Raw genomic sequence first — 23,655 nt, 5'->3', positions numbered from 1 at the left:
TAAAATGCCGGAGGTCGGACTTGAACCGACACAGTGTTACCACCGGGGGATTTTGAGTCCCCTGCGTCTACCAGTTTCACCACTCCGGCATCAACGACCAAATATAGCCATCACGCCTTGACTGTCAAGAATAATTTTGAACTGAAATCACGGAAGGTGTGGCCCTAGAAATGATAAACATCGGTGGTGTCGCCCGGATCGATATAATTATCCTTTTTGGACCCGGGGGACAGGCGCAGACCGGAACAGGGATGAAGCGGGCAGAGTTCCTGCGGCACATTTTCGACCTGGTAAACTTCATTCCTGATATTATTACAGCAATCGTTGGCAAGTTTACCCGATTCCAGGCAGATATCCACAAATTCTATTCCATCCGGAATCTGAAAGTCCATAATCGGCAAATTATTATGGGCGGCAATCATCATCTTGGTCCAGACCGGCAGAGCATTGGTCGATCCGGTCTGGTTCTTGCCGATTGATATCTTCTCATCAAAACCGACCCAGACGCCCGATGTGATCTGCGGCGTGTACCCGACAAACCAGTTATCGGCAAAGTTGTCGGATGTTCCGGTCTTGCCGCCGGCGGGACGCGTAAAGCCGCGCCACCTGGTCGCCTGGCCGGTGCCGCCCGGTTCCATCACCGACTGCATCATGTTGACCATTATATAGGCCGTCCGCGCCGAAAGGACCTCCTCCTTTTGCACGACCGTATTATCCTCGATGACATTGCCGTAGCGGTCAATAATCTTCTGAATCATTTTATAAGGCACCTTAATGCCACTGTTGGGAAATACGGTATAGGCCGAAACAAGTTCGATCAAACGAACTCCTTCGGTTCCCATGGCCAGTGACGCTACCGGCTTAAGATTCGAAGTGATGCCCATTTTGTGGGCATAAAATATCGCCTGCTCCGGTTTGATTTTCAAAAGGAGCTTTATTGCCACCAGATTGCGCGACAGTCTTAAACCGTCCCGAAGTGTCATCTCACCCATAAATTTATCATCAAAATTGTGTGGTCGCCATTCGTGGGTGCCCGGTATCTCCAGTTTTATGGAGTTGTCATAGAAAATATCACTGGGATGGTATCCATTATCCATCGCCGCCGTATATACAAATGGCTTGAAGGCCGAGCCGGGCTGGAGTTCCGATTGAACCGCCCGGTTGAATTTCGTGGTTTCAAATGATCTGCCCCCCACCATGGCCAAAACATTTCCATTGTCATTTTCGATAGAAACCGCCGCCGCCTGAATTTGCTTGTACACCCGAACCGAATCGCCCAGGCTGTCCAATGTATCCGGAAGGGCATAGGCATAAGTAGGATTGGTGAGACTATAAGTCCTCTCGATTCGCGACTGGATCGAGTCAGCCCGCTCCCTGACGGCTTCATCCGTAACCTGCTGCAGTTCCCAGTCGAGAGTGGTTATTACTGTCAATCCTCCCGAATAGAGGGCACGTTCGCCGTATTTGTCCAGCAAATATTTCCTGATTTCCTCTGTGAAATAAGGCGCCCGGCCCGATTCTTCCACGGGAGGGTTAAGCTCCATAGGAAGGCTTTTCAACGAATCATACTCTTCGCGGGTCATCTTACCACAGTCATAATACAGATACAGGGACTGGTTGCGGATTCTGGTGGCAAACTCAGGATCCTCGAATATTTTAACGGAATATCGTCCCGGAGCTTTTAGCAGGCCGACCAGAAGGGCGCAATCGGTTACCGTCAACTCACCGACACTTTTATTGAAATATGTTCTGGCCGCGGCCGCAATTCCATACGCCCGCCGCCCGAAATAATACTGGTTCAGGTACATCTGGAGAATTTCCTGCTTGGAATATGTTCTCTCCAATTTTACTGCCGTCAGGGCCTCTTTTATTTTTCTTTCTATCGTCTCCCGGCGGTTCAGAAACAACATCCGGGCCAGTTGCTGGGTTATTGTCGAGGCGCCCTCGGCGATATCCCATTTGATAATGTCCACGACGAGCGCCTTGATAATGCGCTTAGGGTGCATACCCCAGTGGCTCATGAACCTTCGATCCTCCACCGCCATAAGCATTTCGATCATCTGGGGTGGAATCTGATTATATGTAGTCAAAACTCGATTTTCATTAAAATATTCCTGGAGTAAAGTGCCATCGGCGGCATAGACTTTGGTTTTCAAAGCCGGTTCGATATTATGAAGCATCTCAAATGATGGTAGATCCTTTTGGTAGATTTGATAGGTCCTGAAAATAATAATGACAAACAGCACAAAAAGCAGCCCCCCCAGAATCAAAAGTGACCTTTTGGTTCTGCCCATCATGGTGCTCTGTTTTTTGTTCGTATTTTCCATAACCCTTATAAATCGGCTTTTTGACCATTCAAGTCAAGTAAAAAGAAGCCGGTCCATTTTCAACCGTTTTTCGTATAAGCTTATACATTGAAAGCAATTATTTGCATCATAAATATTAAACCTTGCCTTTTGACAGGGTTTTAATTATTGTCGTAAGAGGCTGAAAACAAATGCCTTAACTATGTGGAAACAAAACCGATAATATTGGGAAAAAGAATATTTTATGCAAACTGAATTTGATCGACAATTTGAAATAATTTCCAGAGGTGCCGTCGAAATACTCCCCGGTGATGAGTTTAAAACCCGCCTTAAAAAATCAATCGACGATAACAAACCGCTTCGGGTCAAACAGGGATTCGATCCCACCGCCCCCGATATCCATCTCGGTCATACCGTCGGTATTCGAAAACTGAAGCAGTTTCAGCAGCTGGGCCATAAGATTGTGCTGATCATCGGTGATTATACCGGGCTTGTCGGGGATCCGTCGGGCCGCTCCGCCACCCGGCCGCAGTTGAGTTATGAACAAATCATGGCCAACGCCGAGACATATCAGAAGCAATTTTTCAAAATTCTGGATAAATCAAAAACCGAAATTCACTTCAACGGTGAATGGTTCAAGAAGATGAGTTTCCAGGAAATATTGGGACTGGCTTCCCGCTTTACCGTCGCCCGAATCCTCGAACGGGATGATTTCGATAAACGTTTCAAGGCCAATAATCCGATCTCGATACATGAGTTGTTTTACCCGCTGATGCAGGCTTATGACTCGGTGGCTATTAAGGCCGATGTCGAAATCGGCGCCACCGAACAGAAATTCAATCTTTTGACCGGACGGGAAATTCAGCAGGATTATGGCCTGGAGCCGCAATTAATCCTGACCATGCCGGTTCTGGTCGGAGTGGATGGTCATAATCGAATGTCCAAATCGCTGGGCAACTATATCGGAATTGATGAACCGCCCAATGAAATATTCGGTAAGGTAATGTCGATTCCCGATAATCTGATTTATTCATACTTTGAACTTGTTACCGATGTTTCGGCCGAGGAACTGGAGCAGATAAGGAACAGTCTCAGGGATGAATCGGTCAATCCTCGTGATATAAAAATGAAACTGGGCGAAACTATCGTGGAGATGTACCATTCGCACAATGACGCGGTTGCCGCGCGCGATGAATTCATCCGCATGTTTCGCCACAAACAGCTTCCCGATGAGGTCCCGGAGTTTGACTGCAGCGGGCTGGGTCCCAAAATCTGGATAGTCAAAATTTTGACCGATGCCGGAATGGCCGCTTCGAACGGCGAAGCGCGCCGGCTTATCAAAGGCGGAGGCGTCAGCCTCAATAACGAAAAAATAACCGATGACAATCTGGAAATTACGCCTCAGGACGGTATGCTGATTAAGGCGGGCAAGCGACGCTTCATTAAATTGCGTGTCGGATGAATTATCTGGAACCAAACCGCCTGCCGGAAGATTATAAATAATATGAGAATATTGATTTCCATTCCAATAATCGCATTCTTATTGATTGGCGCGCTGGGGTGCGGCGGAGCCAAGTCCGTTCCCGGTATCATGGAACGGCCGATCAAGCCTGCTGCCGGTCCGCCCAAGGAAACGATCAACCTGCGGGCCTATGATTACTATTCCACCGGTTCGATTCTTGATATGATGGGGGAATTTTATCTGGCCAACGAGCAATACGCCAAGGCACTAAAATATTATCCCGGCTCTGATGAGATACGTTATGCCTATGCCAATTCCTATTTCAATCTGCGCGACTTCGAAAATGCCCTCTTTGAAGCGAAGAAACTGAAGTATCGCGATTTGCGCGCCTGGTATTTACTGGCCAATTGTCACCGGGCACTGGGGAATCGCGATTCCGCCATGGTCGCCTATTATAAAGTGGTTGAACTCGATTCCGGCAATGCCCAGGCTTATTATCAAATCTCCAATTACTATCGTGAGGCCGGCAACATCGATTCCACCATCTGGGGCTTTGAAAATATCGCCCGGATTAATCCGACCCCTCTGGTTTTTCAACAATTGGGCAATATGTACATTCAGAAAGGCGATATCGATAAGGCCGAAGAGAATTATAAATATTCCCTGAGTCTTGACGCCTCAAAAGAAAATTTGCAATCATATCTGGGTCTGTCGGCGATTTATGAAAACAGGGGAGATATGCCGGCGGCCAAAGAGATCCTGGAATCCGTCATAACATTGGCGCCTGAAGATATGCGCCTTCAAGGCCGCCTGCTTGATATGTACGTCGCCGGCGATGAATATTTTAAAGCGATCGAAACGGCGCGCCGGATCCTCTCGGTGATGCCCAATGATGATTTTATTGCGCGGCGGTTGGCCATGATGTATTTCGATGTCGACAGCCTGCAAACCTCCGATTCGATATTCACCGCCCTTATCGAGCGCGGTGATAATAATTTGGTCAATCATTATTATGCCGGGAGAATCGCGCTGTTCTATCGTGATCTCGAGCAGGCCAAGTCTCATTTCATGCAACTGACGGTGATGGCCGATTCGGTGGTGGACGGGTGGCTGAATCTGGGTTATGTCTATCGGCTTGAAGATTCGGTCGAGCTCGAAGTGGCCGCATATAATACCGGTCTCAAGTATGTCACCAATGTCGATGATTCCGTGCGAATAATGTTCAATCTGGGTGCTACTCTTGAGCAAAACGGCCGCTTTGACGAGGCGGTGACGACCTTCGAGAAAATAATCGATCTTATTCCCAACCATAGTCAGGCCCTGAATTATCTGGGCTTTATGCTTGCCGAGAAAGGTGTCAGGCTGAAGTACGCCCGCGGTCTGATTGAACGCGCCCTGGAAATTTCGCCGGACAACGGCGCCTTTATCGACAGCTATGGCTGGGTGCTGTACAAAATGGGCGAATACAAAAAAGCTCTTAATACATTGCTGCGGGCATATCAACTGGAAGCGAATGATCCGGTTGTCACCGAGCATCTCGGCGATGCCTACGCGGCCCTGGGCGATATGGAAAATGCCCACATTTACTGGAAAAAAGCACTGGAGCTTAATCCGGACAATGAATCTTTGGTGGAGAAGCTCAGAAAATGAGCGACAGGCGATGGACCGCATTTGAATTGATCGGTCTGATTTCATTTGTAATGTTGTTTGCGTGCGCCAAGGTGGCCGCGCCGCCGGGCGGCCCCGAAGATAAGACTGCCCCGTCCGTGGCCGGCACTTTGCCGGCCGGCAATGCCGTCACCGTTGCCCGCGATAATAATATTTCACTCGAGTTCTCCGAATCCATCGATAAGAAATCGGTCGAAAATGCTATAATTATTTCGCCGCGTATGCCGGGCGAAGTAAAGTACAAGTGGAACAAAAGCACCCTGAATATTATTCTGCCCGATTCCTTTGCCGATAGTACCACGTATGTCGTCAATGCCGGGTCCGATATCGCCGATTTGCGCCGTAATAAAATGGAAAATTCCTTTAGCTTTGCTTTCAGTACCGGCGCTCAAATCAGCCAGGGAAAAGTATCCGGAACAGTCCGGGCCGGCGGCAAACCGGCTGCAGGGGCGATGGCGGCGCTGTTCGATATGACCGAACCGGATACTTCCACCAGCTTTGATTCTCTGTACCCTCCCTATATCACGCAATCCGGAAAAACAGGGGAGTACGCGCTTGAGTTTCTTCCCGACGGGCAGTATTTTGTCATGGCCTTTATGGATAAAAACAAAAATCATCTTTTTGACTACCCCGCCGAACCGTTTGGATTGCCTGACAGAGTCTGCCGAATTTCCGGCACGACGGCGCCGACCATTGATTTCAATATCATTCAGGAAGATACCTCGACGGTTTCGATAATTTCGGCCGGCCTGACCGGCGACCGGCTGGTTAAAGTGCGCTTATCAAGGAAAGTCGAAAGCAATATTGTAAGAGATAATCTGAACAAGATATATCTCGAGCCTATAGGTGTGATCGATTCCATAATTATTCCTGACGCGCTCAAGGAGAGGCCGGGGACTTCGGAACAGATATATGATTTCTTCTTTGACTCGCTTCCGGAAGGCAAATATTCACTGGTGATGGATGCTTCCCTGTTTGGCCAGGCGTCTGATTCCATGCCCTTCATCACGAGCGGCGAACTGACCATCGCATATGAGGCCGATAAGACGCCTCCGGCCATCGAGGAAATCACGCATACCAGGAAAATATTTTATCCGTCGGACAGCCTGATAAAAATATGGTTTTCCGAACCTATCGACATAAATAAAATTTCCGAAAATGCGATCATGATTATGGATGCCGACAGCAATCGTGTCGGTACCAAATTCATCTGGCCGGATTATTTTACACTCGAGCTTTATGCCTCCGGAATCGACTGGGGTAAAGTTTATGACATCATGGTTGCCGAATCGCTTTTTTATGACTTATCCGGCAACAGGATGGGTGACTCCATTATGAATTATAAATTCACGACCTATGACAAAGATTCGCTCGGTTCGGCCTCCGGGGCCATAACCATCGGCCCCGACATCGATTCATCCGGGATCGTCCATATTACTTTTATGACGGAAAAGGGTTTGGAAATACTGTCGCAACCCCTTCCTGACAAAACTTTCAATGTCGAGCTTCCGCCCGGCAAATATCTGCTCAAAGCCTTTCTTGATCGCAATGAGAACAAAATTCAGGATTATGGAAAACTTTATCCGTTTGAGCCGGCCGAAACATCGGCTCTCTATCCCGATACGGTCCGCGTCCGTGCCCGGTTCGAGACTTCCGGCATTAATTTCAAAATAGACTGAACCGCCTTTCATTACATTTTCTTGATTCCGCAAATAATCTATTGACTTCGCGATTATATTATTGCAAATTTGATTATTATTGCTCCCATCATGGACAGACCCACAGAATGAGCATCAAAAATTATCATGTCGGAGGGATTATGTATTCATTCTTGTTCAGGTCGCTTGTCCCGGTCTTGTTGATCGTATCATTAGCATGTTCCAGCGTCGATGCGGACGCGGGGAGATGCCCGATATGCATCGCGGCGGATTGGCATGAATTCCTTAAACTGGTCCCGGTATGTAATGATAATAGTTACATCCCGTTGCTTTTTAATGAGGAAAAGCAGGAATCCTCGTCGATTGCGAAGTTTATGGAGTTATATGAAGGGGAATTCCGAAAATATAATTTCAAGGCGCCTGATCTGACTATATCAGGCATCTATGCCGGAATGGATTCTCTGGTTATCTGCCCGGATAATATGAGACTTGCGGTGATTGCCTCGGTCATTGCGGCTCATCTGAAAATACCGCTTTACTTCAATAATGACACTCTTCCCAAAAAAGCCGGAAGAAAATTCGCCGTAATAGTCGGTGATTCCAATGCAAATTTCCACGGCGAGGTCATCAGGCTTGAAAACATCGAGTCGGCGCTGGATTACTACAACAATCTCGCCCGAAATAAATCGATGGCGGTAATCATCAATGATGATGATTATTCATTTCTGGCTGCCGAAGTCGCGGCTCATCATGATTGCCCGATACTCGATGACTTTGAAAAAATAGCTCAGTTTCAGCCAAAATATCTGGCCTGGGTGACAAAACCCGGAACAGTGAAAAAGGAAAAGGTCAGGGAATTGTATGGAGCCTGTCGGTTCACGGAAGTATCAAAGGTCTATGATGTCGGTGTCGGTATTCTGACGGGGCTGAGTGCCCGGGATGTATCTTTACTGACAGCTCGCGCTTATTCATATTCCGCCATGTCAGGCGACTGGAAAACGCATCTGGTCATGGCGGCTCAGGAAATGATATCCAGCGATTCTCAGATGGCCGCCGGATATTTCGAGACCGCCTTGGGCGGGACCGATTTCACCTGCTCTAAAGTTCGAACGGCTTTGAAAAACGCCTCATATCTGGCGCTTTGCGAACATGGCGGGCCGTCGGGTTTTGCCATGATAGGAGAGGGGTGGCCCAATGGTGGTCGGATTCCCGATTTGCCGCCATTTGTTTTTGCCGCCGAAGCCTGCCTTACCGGTGATATAACCGGTGCAGGTGTCAATGCCAGTATTGCCCTCCGGTCGGTTGAGGCCGGGGCTGTGGCTTATATCGGTTCGATGGAAGTGGGCGGAGTAGCTCTGGTGGAGAAAGCTTTTGCTTTTTGCACGCCTGATTTTCCCATATCCGAACATGTTCGCCTTCAAAATGCCGCGCGGATGGATGCCGACGCCGACTGGCCTCGGTCCATATTGATAGGTGAACCCACCTTCCATCAGTTGGATAATGAGATATGGGAATACGCCATTCATTTGGATGATAATAAGGCGTATGCCTCGGTCAGGCAGGAAGAAATTACTTTCGAGAGTTCAATTCTTTTAAGACTGCCGGATACCATGACAATCGCCTGTGCCAGGCTGCATCAGGATGGAAAAAATGACGAGATGTTTATGACCGGTTATATCGGCGGCGGCAATAATATAACCTCATTGCCTGCTTTCGGAAAACAAACGGTCATGATGGACTGGCCGGGAGGAAACGGTGAATTGATTCTGTATAGGAATATGCCGTTTGATGTCGCGATAAAACACTTTATGCTTATACCCATAATGGGGTGGTATATATTCCTGGATAATATGATGACTATGGGCGATGGAGAATATGTGGTATTTATATTAAGCATACTGGTCCTGGCGGCCGTTCTTTATTCACAGGATAGAAAGAAATTCCACGAATATCTGATTGCCCTGCTCTCGGGTGCCGGATTGGCGATTGTTATTTTGTCTTTTTACCTGTTTTGTCGCGGCGGCTCAATTATTTGGCCATGTGTTATTGGCCTGGGCCTTGCGGCCGCCACGGCGGCCATGTTAATCCCGAGCAAACACTCCGCGATTAAGTGGATATCGCTTGCGACCATTGTCTATACGGCACCAATTATTTTGATAGTGTTATTTACGATGCTTACCCTGCCTTTGAACAATACGCATATTAAATCTATCTTCTACGGCTTACTGTTTTTTCTCTTTTTTACCCTGATTGACATGGCGGCAGCCAGATTTATCGGCCTTGGTATTTATAAATTAATTAATCGGTTGGTCGTCAAAAAACCTGTTGATACCGCCGCCGAGGGTGGTAGAACTGATGTAGGTTGATTGATGCTGTCTGGACATAAAAAAAACGGGGTGATTTCTCACCCCGTTTCAAAAATCATTCTCCCGAGAAGATTACAATTTGCCCCAGAGTTTCAGGACAACGCGGCGATTCTGCGAAGCAGCATTCTTCTGATCCGGCATCGCCACCGGTTTTGCTTCGCCATATGAGACTGAGAACATGCGATAAAGCGCAACGCCATACTGATCGGCAAGGTACTGCTTTACCGCTTCGCCTCTCTTCATACCGAGGGTCATATTATAGCTGGCCGAACCTGATTTGTCGGTGTGGCCGGCAACTTCAAGAAGTGAACGCGGATAGTCACCCATCTTCTGTCCAAGACCGGAAAGATTATCCTTGGCCATCTGGGTCAGATCAAAGTTGTCGAAATCAAAATTGACAACACCTTCCCAGATCACTTGATAATTTTCGAAGCCTTTGGCTTCATTGAGAGCCATGTCGGCTTTCTTTGAAACTTCAGCCTGCATCGCCTTGACTTTGGTGATTTCTTCGGCATTCATGTCGGTCTTTGCCTTAACCGAATTAACATCGGCATCGACCTTGGCCTGCATCGCTGCGATCTGTTCATCGACATAGCCTTTGCTGGCGCATCCTGCAATCAGCATCAGGGCTATGAATGTGAACAGAAGCATCATTTTCATCTTCATCTGTTATTCCTTTCCCTAAAAATTAACCCTGAGTTCAATTTTGCCCAAAGATATAACCCTAAATGCCCTTATTGTCAAGGTAAAAAAACAATTTTGGCCCCTACTGTTTTATCGCGCCGGAAGTTATCCCGGATATGATATGCCTCTGAAATAAAAGGAAAATAACCAAAACCGGTATGACCGCCAGCGATGATCCGGCCATAAGATGCGGCCAGTCGATTGCCTGATGCCCCTGGTAAAGCGCCAGCCCGACCGGTAGGGTTCTGACCGATTCGGAGCTGGTCAGGATAAAAGGGAAGAGGAAAGAATTCCAATTGGTCAAGAATACCTGGATAGCCAGCACAGCCAGGGCCGGCTTGCATAACGGCATGACCACCCGGAAAAGTATCCGGAACTCCCCGGCGCCGTCAATCCGGGCCGCTTCCTCCATTGACGAGGGCAATGTATCAATATATTGCTTGACCAGGAATATCCCGATCGGATTGACCAGAAAGGGCAGAATCAGGGCGGCATAAGTGTCGTAAAGTCCCAGCCTAAAAATCAATAAGTATAATGGAATTATCATTATATGAACCGGTATCATCAGAACGAAAATAACCGAATAAAACCAGAAACTCCGCCCGATAAAACGATACCTCGAAAGCGCATATCCGACCATAAAACAGAACAATATATTTCCCGCCGTAACTGCCGCTCCCACGATAGATGAGTTAACGAAATACTTTAACATATTGCCGGAAGTGATAATATCATAATATATTAACATGGTAAACGATGAAGACAAAAAATTGCCGAAACCAAGCCCTGAAGTGGCCGGCATAAGGGAAACGCGAAACATCCACAGCAGTGGAAACACCATGACCAACAGAATCAGGCTGAGAGCGATATATTTGATTATTTTCATTGCATCCCCCGTTGCTTCAACAGGCCGAACTGGGCCAATGAGAACACCGCAATAATCAGAAACAGGATATATGCGGCTGCCGATGCATATCCGAATTCGAACCGGCTCAATCCTGTGTCATAAATGAAATAAACCGCCGTCGAGCTGCCATATCGTCCCTTGGTCATGACAAAAATCTCGACAAAGACCTGAAATGATTTGATGGTATTGATAACGATTATAAATAACATGACCGGTTTGAGAAGGGGCAGGGTTATTGAGAAAAATTTCCTGGCGGCGTCTGCTCCGGCAACTTCGGCCGCCTCATATAGTTCTTCAGGTATTGACTTTAACCCGGCCAGAAACAATAGCATATAATAGCCCACCGACATCCAGACATCCATGGCCATAACCGCATACAGAGCGGTTCGGTTCGACAGCAGGAACCCGTTTTCGGGCGGCGACAGTCCGATCATATCGGCCAGCATAAAAATGTAGCCGCCCCGGGAATAAAGATTGGTAAATATCAACGCAATGACCACCATTGAAGTTATCGATGGCATAAAATAGGCAGAACGGAACAACGTCCGGCCAGGGAAGTTTTTATTTAATAAGAGGGCAAACGTAAGCGCTATAACCGTTGTAAATGGAATTGTCCCGACAACAAAAATAAAGGTATTCTTCAGTGCCGTCAGAAATTCCTGATCCGAAAAGAGGGCGGCAAAATTACCAAAACCGACCCAGTTGTAGGTCGGTTTAAGTAATTTGTAATCGGTAAAGCCAAGATATAAGGAAAAAAGCAGGGGAAAGAGCCAGAATACCAGAAATGTTATTACCCATGGCGAGGCAAACAAATATCCGGCAAACTGGCGTTTTTTCATTCCTTGAAAATCAATTCTTTGATTTTATGATTGGCCTCATAAAGCGACTCGGCGACCGGGGCATCATTAAACAAGACATCTTCCAACATTCTTTCAATTATGTCCTCAACATACACCCACTGAGGCGTAGCCGGCACCATTTCCGACATATTCATCTGCTTAACAAAAGTCTGCAAATTCACATCCGAAGTAAAAAACGTATCGGTCGTGGCCGCCTTGCTGGATGGATTGGTCGAGTAATTGGCTTTGCAGAAAAGCAGTTGATTGTCCTTATTGGTGATAAATTCCATAAATCGAGCCGCTTCCGTTTTATTTGCAGAGCCGGCGCTCACGGCCAGATATTCGCCGCCGGCGAATGATTTACCCGGATATTTCGGGCCGGGAATCAGCGTCGTCACAAAATCAAGCTGAATATTTTCATTCTTTATTCTCTTGAGAAGCCAGTCGCCGGAAATTATTACACCTATTTTACCTTCCAGAAAAGCATCCTCGAGCCGGCGCTGCGTGTCCACCATCGAACAACTGTCACTCAATTCCTTGTAAAACTTGAGCGCGCGGTAGGCTTTATCACTGGCGAAGACCGAATATTTTCCATCAAGACTGACAATACGCCCGTCGGCCGCCCAGAAAAACGGCAGGAATTTCTTGTATAGACGATGCTTCTCCGCCGCATTGGAGCCAAAACCATAAATATCCTTACCCAGCGAGTCAATCTTATAACAAACTTCTTTCAATTGATCCCAGTTGATCGGAACATAATTCTCGCCCAAACCGGCCTTGCGCAGTAAATCCCGATTAATGAACAAGATCCTTGTTCCCAGAATCCAGGGTCGGGCATAAATCCGATCTTTCCATATACCCGCCGACCATCCCAGGAAATTGGCGGTATCCTTAATGACATCTTCGGTTATGTCGGCCAATTGCCCGGCTGACGAGAATTCCGCCACCCAATCCGACCCGAGTTCGATTATATCGGGAGCGGTTCCTGACGAAAAAGCGATGACGATTTTTTCATGGCCATCGGCCCAGGTAAGATCGGTCAGGTTGATTTTTACATTCGGATTGGCCGCTTCATAATCGGCCGCAATTTTCTCGATTGTCGGCTTAATAGCCGGATCGGTCCAGAATTGCCACCATTCAAGGGTGACCTGGCCCACCTGCTGCCGGTCACCTGAGCAATATAGCAGAGCGGCCGCCAGCAATAATATGGCTGATAAGATGATATGTTTTTTCATAAGATCGAGAATATAATCAGAGGACACTGATGTCAAGCTAAACTTTTTGTTGATTTCGAATTGAGATAATCATTTACTCAGAATATGCGCGATTTTTCAAGGATTTTATCATATTTAACCGTTATAATTGCCTTCGCCGGACCAGCCCTGGCATCGAACGAAATTGCCGAAACCGGCGACTGGCTGAATCCGAATACCCTTTCCACCCTTATTTTTTCGATTCTTTCGCTTTTAATAGTGCTTTATGCCATATGGTCGGTCAAATCCGGCAGAAAATTCAAAATTCGCGAAATCCCCGGTTTGAAAGCGGTCGATGAGGCGGTTGGCCGGGCCACCGAAATGGGTTCCCCGATATTATATACACCCGGGTGGGGTGGGGATATTCAGAGACCGACAACCATCGCTTCGATGAATATTCTTTCATCGGTAGCCACCAAAACCGCCGAATATGACACACGGATAATATATCCGACCCACGACCCGGTTATTATGGCGGTGGCACAGGAAGTGGTTAAAGAAGCCTGCATCAAGGTCGGACATCCGGATCGTTACAGGGCCGAAGACATCTTCTATATTTCATCATCGCAATTCGGCTATGCCGCGGCGGTGGATGGTATCATCAGCCGTGAAAAACCGGCTTCGGTTTTTCTCCTGGGGACATTCGAAGCCGAATCGCTGATCCTGGCCGAAACCGGCAATGCCATCGGTTCGATCCAGATCGCCGGAACCGACTCGACCATTCAGTTGGCCTTTTTCATCGTCGCCTGCGATTACACGTTAATCGGCGAGGAATTATTTGCCGCCTCCGGCTATCTGTCGGGGAATGAATCCATTTTATCATCAGTCAAGGCACAGGATATAATAAAAATTCTGATTGCACTATTTATAATAGTAGCGATGATTTGGGCCACCATCGACCCGTCATCAACCTGGTGGGTGTTCTGATGCGCAGCAAGATTCCACTCATCGTCTGCCTGGTTTTCGGCGTTATCATGTTTGCCCAGTATTTTTCGTCACATTCGCTGGCCCGGTCGGTCAACACCAATATCCTCGAATGGTGGCAGATTATCTTTGCCTTTACCTTGTTTGTGGGCGTCGGGGCCTTTGTCAAAAACAGCCTGAAAAGCATCAGTCGCGGAAAAGAATCGCCATACAAAACAATCGGCCTTATTGGCTTGGTCCTTATGCCGATCCTGGCCGTTATCGGGGGCACGAAAATCGGTTCACCGTTCCTGTGGTCCTTCGAGAACATGCTGGCCCCGATGCAGGCGACTGTCTTCTCGCTGCTGGCCTTCTTTGTTGCCTCGGCATCCTACCGTGGTTTCCGCGCCCGAACGGTCTCAGCTACCATCCTGCTCCTGACCGCCCTGATTGTATTACTTGGCCGCATTCCTATAGCCGAAATGATTTCGGAATCATTTCCCAAAGTGACATTCTGGATACAGAGCTATCCGTCGATGGCCGCCCGGCGCGCAATCCTGATCGGTATCGGCCTTGGATCGATGACGACCGCGTTGCGCGTCATTCTTGGAATCGAGAGAACCTATCTGAGGGGTGAATGATGGAACGACTGCGCACCAGATGGATCATATTTTCGGGACTGGCCATTGTCGTAATCGCCGCCTATCTGGTCACGGTCAGATTCAAAACGGTCCCGTCTCCGGCGACCCTAAAAGCTTATGAATATATAGAGACACTGCCGGAATCCTCGATTGTCATCTTTTCCTTCGATCATGAAGCCTCGTCGCTTCCGGAAATTCAACCCATCGCCCTGGCGCTCCTGCGTCATGCATTTAAAAATAATATAAAGATCGTTGGTCTGTCATTATTCGCGGAAGGCACCGCCATAGGTTATAATCTTATGAATAAAACAGCCGGAGAATACGGCAAAGTGTACGGCCGCGATTATGTCTTTCTCGGCTTCAAACCGCAATATATTTCGGCCATACTCGGCATGGGCGAATCGATCAAACGCGTCTTCCCCGAGGATTACCTGGGCAATGCTGTCGATACTCTGCCGCTCATGAACAATGTAGATAAATATGATAAAATTGCGATGATCGTTTCCATTGCCGACGGCGATCGTACGGTGCAGTGGGTGGAATATGCCGGGGCGCGTTATAATCAGGCGGTTATGGCCGGGTTGACGGCGGCCATGATCACATCTTATGATCCGTATCTCTCATCGGAACAACTCTATGCCGTTGTCGGCGGTCTGCGTGGCGCGGCCGAATATGAAAATCTGCTCGATCAGCGGGGCGGCGGAACGCGCGGCATGCTGGCGCAGTCGGCGGCGCATCTCTACATTATTGTCCTGGTTGTTATCGGGAATGTCGTTTATTTCAGGGGCCGCCGCAAGAGGGGAGGGGCATAAAATGGACATCGGGACGCTGGTGGCAGGGCTTCTCACTCTCGCGATATTTTCATTCTTATATAAAGATAATCCTGTTTATAAAACGGCGGAATCATGGCTGATCGGCCTCTCGATCGGTTATGCCCTCGTCATTTTCTGGCAGACAACCATAATTGACCTGCTGCTCGTTCCGCTTTTTTCCGACGGAAGATTGATCCTGATAATTCCCTTGATTCTGGGCCTGATGATGTTCAGCCGCTTCTCGAAACAGACCGCCTGGATGTCGCGCATTCCCATTGCGCTTATGATCGGTGCCGGCGCGGGCGTGGCCATTCCTGCCATGCTCTATGCCCGAACCCTGAAGCAGATGTCGGCTTCGGTTATGCCCCTTATGGAAAACGGGTCCTTTAACATCGAGGCCCTTGTGGTCGCTCTTGGTATCATTTCGACCCTGGCTTATTTTTATTTCAGCCGCGAGCATGAAGGTTTTATGGGCAAGACGGCCAAACTGGGGACATATTTCCTGATGATTTTCTTCGGGGCGACTTTCGGATATACCGTCATGTCGAGAATGTCCACCTTCATCGGTCGTGTCGATTTTCTTTTAACCGATTTTCTCCACCTGATAAAATGACCTGTCCCCGGTGCCGGACTAAGATGATTGAGCAGAAACGCTCCTATCATAAGAGACGGAAATGGATCTGCCCCAAATGCGGCAAGGTCCGTTTTCAGGAAATCAAGGAAAAGAAGTGATTGCAGCTGTCGAATATTTTATGCGTATATCGGTATATCAAATCGGAAATAGAAATATATGGACATAAAAATCGGAACATCCGGCTACAGCTTTGATGACTGGAAAGGAACATTTTACCCGACCGATATTCAAAAGGGAAAGATGTTTGATTATTATATTCAGCACTTCAGGACAGTTGAGATTAATTCCACCTACTATCACATTCCGCATCCGGCGGTGATGGCCAATATCGAGAAGAAATCGCCGGCCGATTTCGAGTTTATTGTCAAGACCCCGGATATACTGACCCATAAAAGAAAAAATATCGAACCCGCCGTGAAGGCCTTTGATGAATGCCTGAAACCGATGATCGAGGCGGGCAAACTCAAAGGCATCCTGGCGCAGTTTCCATATTCCTTCAAATTCAACCAGGCCAATCTGGATTATTTGAAATATTGTCGGGAACTGCTTGAGAAACATAATCTCTTTGTCGAATTCCGCCATAATAGCTGGGTCAACCGGACCATGTACGACAACCTGAAAAGCGACCGTATCGGCTATGTCGCGGTCGATGAGCCTCCGCTTTCCGGGCTTCTGGCGCCCGATTTATTCAATACCACCGAGACCGCCTACATCAGGCTTCACGGCCGCAACAGCGAACACTGGTGGCGGGGCGGCTCGCTACGCTACGATTATGATTATACCAAAGAAGAACTCGAGCAATGGAAAGAAAAAATCAAAAAACGTGAGGACAAATTCAAAAAACTGTACATTTTTTTCAACAATTGCCACCTTGGCCAAGCCGTTAAAAATGCCCGAGAAATGATGCAAATGCTTGAAGTGTAGTTTTTTGTTGACCTGGCAAAGCAAATTTATTAATTGGAAAGTTTATAGGATGTTATGGAAAAGTATCTTGAAATACAGAATATCCGCAAGGCCTATGAAGGCAAGGTCGCGGTTGACAATCTGAGCTTGACCGTGCCTAAGGGCGCGATTTACGGCATTATCGGCCCCAATGGGGCCGGCAAAACGACAACCATTCGCATGATTATGGATATCATTGCGCCCGATTCCGGTAATATCCTGATCGACGGCAAGAAACCGGGCAGTGACTTCAAGAATTATGTCGGTTATCTGCCGGAAGAACGCGGTCTTTATAAGAAAATGAAGCTGGAAGAGGTTATTGTTTTTTTTGGCGAACTCAAGGGCGTCAGCCGGAAAAACATTTTGCCCGAAATCGATCCCTGGTTGAAACGAATGTCACTGCATGAATACCGCTTGCGAAATGTCGAGGAACTCTCCAAAGGTATGCAGCAGAAACTTCAATTCGTCACCACCATGATCCACAAGCCGAAACTGATTATTCTCGACGAATTGTTTTCGGGACTCGATCCGATCAACATCGAGCTTATAAAGGACATCTTGCTTGAGGAAAAACGGCGCGGCACTACCATTTTGTTTTCGACACACGTTATGGAGCAGGCCGAGAAACTATGCGACTTTATTTGCCTGATAAACCGGGGAAAGAAGGTCCTGGACGGCAGCCTGACCGATGTCAAAGCGCGCTTTGGCACCGACAGTATTCAGGTCGATATCGAAGGTGACGGTGCCTTTGCCAGAGAAATCCCCGGCGTCGATTCGATCACCGAGTTTAATAATTATATCGAACTTAAGCTGGGCGACAAGGCCGATACCCAGTTGATTTTAAGGCGGCTGTCGGAAAAAGTATATGTCAAGCGCTTCGAGATCGTTGAACCGTCGCTTTATAATATTTTTATCTCGGTTGCCAAAGTCAATCCCGAGGAACTTAAGCCGGGGGGAGGGGTGACTAATGAATAAGCTGTGGGTTATTATCAGTCGTGAATACGCCCAGGTCGTCAAAAAGAAATCATTTTTGATCGGCATCATCCTTCTGCCTGTTTTTATGATAGGCATAACCGTTCTGCCGGCCCTTCTGGCAAATAAAAAACCGGCAACCTCCATGAACATGGCTATTATCGATCTTGACGGCCGCAAGGTCGGGGAGAAGTTCGCGGAGAAATTGGAAAGATACAAGTTGGATGACAGCAGCCTGACCTATGAGGTTGGGGAAATATACAATATCGATGCTTCCGATTCCGCCAAATATGCCGCTGTTCGGGCCCAGCTCGATACCGCTCTCGAGTCCAACAAGATTAAAAGTTATCTGGTCCTGTTCGATGGCATTGTCGAAAATGACTCCTGCATCGTCGTCGCGAAATCCTTCAGTTTCCGCACTGCCGATCGGTTCGACTGGACCATTACCAGGGTCCTTACCGAGGCGCGTCTGGCCAACACCGAGATCAATCTGGGCATTGATTCGGTTCTGAGTCTGACGCATCGAACCGAATTCACTCAGATGGCGCCAGGTGAAAAACAACGCAATTTTGAGATAATCTATCTGGCCGGAATCGTTTTTGTCATGATCATTTTTGGTACCGTGGTCGGGTATGGCCAGATATTGATGCGGTCGGTGATTGAGGAAAAGAATTCGCGCATCGTGGAAGTTATGGTGTCCTCGGTGACATCATTCCAGCTGATGGCCGGCAAAATAATCGGCCTGGGCATGGCCAGCCTGACCCAGGTGGCGATCTGGATGGTCATCGGTATGGGAATTTACTTTTTCCGGGGAGATTTAAGCATCAGCGCCGAAATTTCCGATGTTCTGTTCAATCCGGTCCTGATATTCTTTTTTGTGATCTATCTGATTTTGGGATATCTGTTGTATTCGACCCTGTTCGCCCTGATCGGTTCCATCGTTAATTCGGAAAAAGAAGCTCAGGGTTTCGTCTTTCCCATTACCATGACCGTCATGCTGCCGATTATTTTATCCATGTATATCGTACAGGAGCCGGAATCCACGCTCGCCGTTATCCTGTCTTTGATTCCGTTCCTGACACCGACCATGATGCTGGTCCGGCTGAATATTATCAGCCCGACCGGTTTCAGCCTTGCCAATCCGATTATCATGCAGTCATTCCTGGGCATGGTTATTACAATATTGACGATATTGGCCGCGATCTGGGTGGCCGCGAAAATATTCAGAGTCGGCATTTTGATGTATGGCAAACGGCCGACTTTACCGGAAATAATAAGATGGATTAAGTATTGATGACACAAAAAGATCGAAAAGCGAGAAATAGAGTTATATTACTTTCCGTTATAGGAGTTCTGGCTTTATTTCTAATATTCCAGAATGTTATCCTGACCGAGTCGGAATCGAAAACGCTTTCGTCAGGACAAAAACCTGCAGAAAAAGATCTTTTCGATTTCGAATTGCCCGACAGCAATATCTCGCGGGCTCTCCATCTCAATTTGAAATCGGCCATAGCCGTCAATAATAAAACGGGCGAAGTGCTGTACTGCTATAATGCCGATGATGTTCGGCCGGTGGCCTCGATTTCGAAGCTGCTGACCGCCATGGTGGTCCTTGATCATTATGACCCCGACACCGTGATCACCATCACCAAGGAAGATGCCACGCGCTCGGCCCGGTCGCTTTTCAGAGTGGGGGATAAGGTCAGGGCCAAAGATCTCCTGCATTCGGCCCTGCTTCAATCCGACAATCGCGCCGCTCGGGCTCTGGCCCGCACCATTGCCGGCGATCTTGAGAAATTTGCGGAAATGATGAATGACAAGGCCGATGATATCGGTCTTAAAAATACTCGCATGTGCGAGCCGACCGGACTTGATGAAAAGAACTGCGCTACCGCCGCCGATTGCGCCCGCCTGATCAACACCGCCCGGACGCTTTACCCTGAAATCGGCCGCATTACCAGTCTTAAAAAATATGTCTTCAAGCCGGTCAATCGCAAAAATACCAAGAAACTCGTTAACACCAACAAAATGATTTTCTCCAAATACAAGGTCAAAGCGGGGAAAACCGGCTTTATTCTGGAATCCGACTATTGCCTGACCACAATTCTTGAGGACGGCCTCGGCCGCGAAATTACAGTGGTCGTCCTGGGCGCTCCGGGTCCCCAGACCCGCTTCCGCGAGGCCCGCAAGCTGGCCAATTACGCCTTCAAAAAAGCGGGATGATGTTCGCCCCATTACATTTCTTGACAAATCCCTCCTAATTATATAATATTCCAAATATCTGGCGGTAAATTTAGTTTTCAGTTTTTTAAATGACGCCATTAAACCCATTAAACAAGGTCAATGAGATAGGTTTTAGGCTCTACATGGGGAAAATAAATCTAATTTCCTTGAAGATTATAGTGATTGCTTCAATTATTGGCTGTCTGGCAACATCCGCCATGGCTTTAAGCCTGAAAAAAGGAGATAAACTTAAAATTGTCGTTTCCGGCGGTCAAGATTATATGGGAGATCTGCTGCTTATCGATAGTAAATCGATCACCCTATTGGGCTGGGAGGAAAGGCGATTCGCGGCCAAGGAAATTGAGAAAGCCTATATATGGAAAAAGAACCGGGCCGTGCCCAAGTCTTATGGCTTTCTATTCGGCCTTCCGGTGGGGGCGCTGGTTGGATATATATATGAAAAAGAAATCAAAAATGACTACACTTACACTTTTATTGGATCGAGATCGGTAAAGGAACGAACCGACCCGGACACAAAGACAATTGTGATCTTTGCTTGTGGCGGCGGTCTCGCCGGGGCTATAGTCGGATCATTTATAAATGGCTATGAGCCTATCAAGCTAAGCGATTTATTTCGGACCTCAGTGGATATCAACGCCAATTACAGCCCTCAAAAGCATGGCATAAATCTGATCTTTAGTTATTCATTCTAACAATTAATAACCCGCCGGTCTTATTTGAGAGGAGTAGGTTATGAATGCGCGTTTGGTTATAATATGGTGTCTCAAAAGATATATTATGTTAACTTATACAATCAAGCAAATAGGCCTTTCTGAGAAGGCCCACCTGAATTTAGACATTATATCTTATTTGATAACTATGTTTACCAGGCGGTTCGGTATATAGATCTTCTTTATAATCTCTTTTCCGTCGGTGTATGCCTTTACCCTGGTATCCTTGAGAGCGGCACTAATAACTTCATCCTGCGCCATGTCGCGAAGCATCTCCATGTCCGAGCGAAGCTTACCGTTGACCTGGATGGCAATCGTGACCGTGTCGAATTTGACCGCATCAGGGTCGTAATCCGGCCAGGCCGACCGGAATACCGAAAGTTCATTGCCGCACAGCTGCCACATTTCTTCGGCCAGATGCGGCGCCAGCGGCGCAATCAGTTGAATCGCCTTCAATATTATATAGTCATTTAGAGTATCACTTTTGATCTGGTCCGGCTTATAGTCATGTTCCAGCTCCATCAGGGCCGCAATGGCGGTGTTAAATTGCAGTCGGTCAATATCTTCAGAGACTCTTTTGACGGTTTGATTTAACTTTATATAAGTATTCTTCTCGTAATCGCTCAAATCGGACAGCTTAAAGTAAGACTTTAAGTCCGGATGGCTGCCGCGATACTGGCCGGTCATCGGGAAAAATCGATTCCTGACAAATTTCTCGATTCCCACCAGAACATCATCCGACCAGAGAACTTCTTTCTCCGATGGCGCTGTGAAATACATCCCCAGCCGCGAAATATCAATACCCCGCTGATCCATGAGACCGATCGGGGAGACGACATTGCCTCTCGACTTCGACATCACTTCGCCCTTGGCATCCATCACCATCCCCAGGTTGAACAAAATTACCGCCGGTTCTTCATCCTTGACCCAGCCGATATCCTTCAGGAATTTCTGAAAAAACCGGAAATAAATCAGGTGCCCGGTGGCGTGGGTGATTCCGCCGATATATTTGTCGATCGGCATCCAGGGATCGAGTTTGCCGTTGTCGAACGGCTTTTGCTCGTTGTGCGGATCGGCATAACGCAAATAATACCAGGACGAGCAGACGAACGTGTCCATCGTATCCGGATCGCGCTGCGCCTCTCCCCCGCAATCGGGACATTTTACATGCATATATTCGGGCACATCGGCCAGCGGCGAACGCCCCTTGGGAATATAATTCTCAACCTCGGGCAAAAGCACCGGCAAATCCTTCTCTGGAACTGCGACGGTCCCGCATTTCGGGCAATGAATAATCGGTATGGGCGCGCCCCAGTAACGCTGACGCGAAATCAGCCAGTCGCGCAGTTTGTAATTGACTTTCTTGCGGCCGATGCCTTTTTCCTCGGCATAATTACCGACACCGCGGATCGCCTCTTCCCCCGCCAGCCCGTCAAAATGCGCCGAGTTGACCATAACGCCATATTCGGTATAAGCATCATCCATCTCATCGACCTTCAATGTCGTTTTGGCATCGGGGTGAATGACCACCTTTATCGGGATTTTATACTTTTTCGCGAACAGGAAATCACGGCTGTCATGGGCCGGGACCGCCATCACCGCGCCGGTACCATAGCCGGCCAGGACATAATCGGCCACCCAGAGCTCGATTTCTTCACCGTTGAAGGGGTTGATGGCATATTTTCCGGTGAAAACACCATCTTTCTCGCCGACGGCGGCGGCCCGATCGATTTCCGAACGCATCAGCACTTCTTTTTTATACTGTTCGACTTTTTCCTTATATTCGCCTTTAAGATTCAGCTTTTCCACCAGCGGCGATTCGGGAGCAATAGCCATAAAAGTTACGCCATAGATAGTGTCCGGGCGGGTGGTGAAAATCGGCATCTTTTCGCCGGTTTCCTTTATTATGAAATCCACTTCGAGGCCGTATGACCGCCCGATCCAGTCTTTCTGCATCATTTTGACATTTTCCGGCCAGCCGGGAAGCGTGTCCAGGCCGTCGATCAGCCGATCGGCATAGTCGGTGATCCGGAAATACCACTGGGTCAATTCCTTTTTTTCGACCTGCGTATCGCATCTTTCGCACTTGCCGTCAACCACCTGCTCATTGGCCAGCACCGTTTTATCCTCAGGACACCAGTTGACCCAGCCCTTTTTCTGATAGGCCAGCCCCTTTTTGAATAGCTGAACAAACATCCATTGCGTCCATTTGTAATAATCGGGACTGCAGGATGTCACTTCGCGAGACCAGTCAAATGAAATGCCGGTTGTCTGGAGGGTCTTGCGCGAGGTTTCGATATTTTTATAGGTCCATTCAGCCGGATGAAGCCCGCGCTGGATCGCCGCCCGCTCCGCCGGCAGGCCGAAAGCATCCCAACCGAAAGGATGCAGCATGTCTTTGCCCTTCATCATTTGAAAGCGGGCAGTGGCATCGCCCAGGATGTAGTTACGGAAATGTCCCATGTGAATATCGCCCGACGGATAAGCGAACATGACCAGCATGTAATATTTTTCGCCGCGAGGATGATCCGGAGCCTTGTACAACTGCTGCTCATCCCAGACCTTCTGCCACTTCGACTCTATTTCCTTAAAGTTATACTTTAACATTTTCTTTTCCACATTTTCCATAACGGCCTTAGCCTTTCACTTTTTCC

General features: G+C 47.9%; 19 protein-coding genes and 1 tRNA gene. 13 read left to right on the top strand and 7 right to left on the bottom strand.

Annotated elements, in window-relative coordinates:
• Positions 1–5: 5 nt before the first annotated feature.
• Both CVT49_06740 and CVT49_06735 read right to left on the bottom strand, forming a co-directional pair.
• A tRNA-Leu gene (locus CVT49_06740) sits at positions 6–89 on the bottom strand.
• A gap of 75 nt (positions 90–164) precedes the next feature.
• Entirely contained in the window at positions 165–2,327 is a 2,163-nt protein-coding gene (locus CVT49_06735; protein PKK83828.1) for a hypothetical protein, read from the bottom strand.
• A gap of 223 nt (positions 2,328–2,550) precedes the next feature.
• Here CVT49_06735 and CVT49_06730 point away from each other — a divergent pair, with 223 nt between their 5' ends.
• The 4 genes from CVT49_06730 (at position 2,551) to CVT49_06715 (ending at position 9,460) form a co-directional block, all read left to right on the top strand.
• Entirely contained in the window at positions 2,551–3,768 is a 1,218-nt protein-coding gene (locus CVT49_06730) for a tyrosine--tRNA ligase (protein ID PKK83827.1), read from the top strand.
• A gap of 42 nt (positions 3,769–3,810) precedes the next feature.
• Positions 3,811–5,418, top strand: a complete 1,608-nt coding sequence (locus CVT49_06725; GenBank protein ID PKK83826.1) for a hypothetical protein — start codon at positions 3,811–3,813, stop codon at positions 5,416–5,418.
• Positions 5,415–7,115, top strand: coding sequence for a hypothetical protein (locus CVT49_06720; protein ID PKK83825.1), 1,701 nt, complete (start codon positions 5,415–5,417; stop codon positions 7,113–7,115). The genes CVT49_06725 and CVT49_06720 overlap by 4 nt, the downstream gene beginning before the upstream one ends.
• 107 nt (positions 7,116–7,222) lie before the next feature.
• Entirely contained in the window at positions 7,223–9,460 is a 2,238-nt protein-coding gene (locus CVT49_06715; protein ID PKK83824.1) for a hypothetical protein, read from the top strand.
• A gap of 72 nt (positions 9,461–9,532) precedes the next feature.
• Here the strand turns inward: CVT49_06715 and CVT49_06710 are convergent, their stop codons facing one another.
• From CVT49_06710 to CVT49_06695, 4 genes are all read right to left on the bottom strand, one after another.
• Positions 9,533–10,126, bottom strand: a complete 594-nt coding sequence (locus CVT49_06710; GenBank protein PKK83823.1) for a hypothetical protein — start codon at positions 10,124–10,126, stop codon at positions 9,533–9,535.
• Positions 10,127–10,226: 100 nt separating this feature from the next.
• Positions 10,227–11,030 (bottom strand): carbohydrate ABC transporter permease, encoded by an 804-nt coding sequence (locus tag CVT49_06705; GenBank protein PKK83822.1) that lies wholly within the window; start codon positions 11,028–11,030, stop codon positions 10,227–10,229.
• Complete coding sequence (locus CVT49_06700; protein PKK83821.1) at positions 11,027–11,890, bottom strand: sugar ABC transporter permease; 864 nt, start codon at positions 11,888–11,890, stop codon at positions 11,027–11,029. Before CVT49_06700 ends, CVT49_06705 begins: the two co-directional genes overlap by 4 nt.
• Positions 11,887–13,125 (bottom strand): hypothetical protein, encoded by a 1,239-nt coding sequence (locus tag CVT49_06695; GenBank protein PKK83820.1) that lies wholly within the window; start codon positions 13,123–13,125, stop codon positions 11,887–11,889. Before CVT49_06695 ends, CVT49_06700 begins: the two co-directional genes overlap by 4 nt.
• A gap of 84 nt (positions 13,126–13,209) precedes the next feature.
• On the opposite strand from CVT49_06695, the gene CVT49_06690 reads away from it, so the two are divergent.
• From CVT49_06690 to CVT49_06650, 9 genes are all read left to right on the top strand, one after another.
• Complete coding sequence (locus CVT49_06690) at positions 13,210–14,070, top strand: hypothetical protein (protein PKK83819.1); 861 nt, start codon at positions 13,210–13,212, stop codon at positions 14,068–14,070.
• Complete coding sequence (locus CVT49_06685) at positions 14,070–14,687, top strand: hypothetical protein (GenBank protein ID PKK83818.1); 618 nt, start codon at positions 14,070–14,072, stop codon at positions 14,685–14,687. Before CVT49_06690 ends, CVT49_06685 begins: the two co-directional genes overlap by 1 nt.
• Positions 14,684–15,499, top strand: a complete 816-nt coding sequence (locus CVT49_06680; protein ID PKK83817.1) for a hypothetical protein — start codon at positions 14,684–14,686, stop codon at positions 15,497–15,499. Before CVT49_06685 ends, CVT49_06680 begins: the two co-directional genes overlap by 4 nt.
• Position 15,500: 1 nt before the next feature.
• On the top strand, positions 15,501–16,112 hold the full coding sequence (locus tag CVT49_06675; protein ID PKK83816.1) for a hypothetical protein: 612 nt from the start codon (positions 15,501–15,503) through the stop codon (positions 16,110–16,112).
• Positions 16,113–16,289: 177 nt separating this feature from the next.
• Positions 16,290–17,057 carry a DUF72 domain-containing protein gene (locus CVT49_06670; GenBank protein ID PKK83815.1) on the top strand — a complete coding sequence of 256 codons (768 nt, stop codon included), beginning with the start codon at positions 16,290–16,292 and terminating at the stop codon, positions 17,055–17,057.
• Positions 17,058–17,111: 54 nt separating this feature from the next.
• Entirely contained in the window at positions 17,112–18,050 is a 939-nt protein-coding gene (locus CVT49_06665) for an ABC transporter (protein ID PKK83814.1), read from the top strand.
• Positions 18,043–19,341 (top strand): hypothetical protein, encoded by a 1,299-nt coding sequence (locus CVT49_06660; GenBank protein ID PKK83813.1) that lies wholly within the window; start codon positions 18,043–18,045, stop codon positions 19,339–19,341. Before CVT49_06665 ends, CVT49_06660 begins: the two co-directional genes overlap by 8 nt.
• The gene (locus tag CVT49_06655) at positions 19,341–20,270 is read left to right on the top strand and encodes a hypothetical protein (GenBank protein PKK83812.1); all 930 of its coding nucleotides are present in this window, start codon (positions 19,341–19,343) and stop codon (positions 20,268–20,270) included. Before CVT49_06660 ends, CVT49_06655 begins: the two co-directional genes overlap by 1 nt.
• A 143-nt stretch (positions 20,271–20,413) precedes the next feature.
• Positions 20,414–20,983: a hypothetical protein gene (locus CVT49_06650; GenBank protein PKK83811.1), complete on the top strand. Its 570-nt coding sequence runs from the start codon at positions 20,414–20,416 to the stop codon at positions 20,981–20,983.
• 153 nt (positions 20,984–21,136) lie between these two features.
• On the opposite strand, the gene CVT49_06645 is transcribed toward CVT49_06650, so the two are convergent.
• Positions 21,137–23,608, bottom strand: a complete 2,472-nt coding sequence (locus CVT49_06645; protein ID PKK83838.1) for a leucine--tRNA ligase — start codon at positions 23,606–23,608, stop codon at positions 21,137–21,139.
• Positions 23,609–23,655 lie beyond the last annotated feature (47 nt).

Source organism: candidate division Zixibacteria bacterium HGW-Zixibacteria-1, assembly GCA_002838945.1.
Lineage (GTDB): Bacteria > Zixibacteria > MSB-5A5 > GN15 > PGXB01 > PGXB01.
Note: the sequence above shows the minus strand (reverse complement) of the source record. Positions and strands in the feature narration are given on the sequence as shown.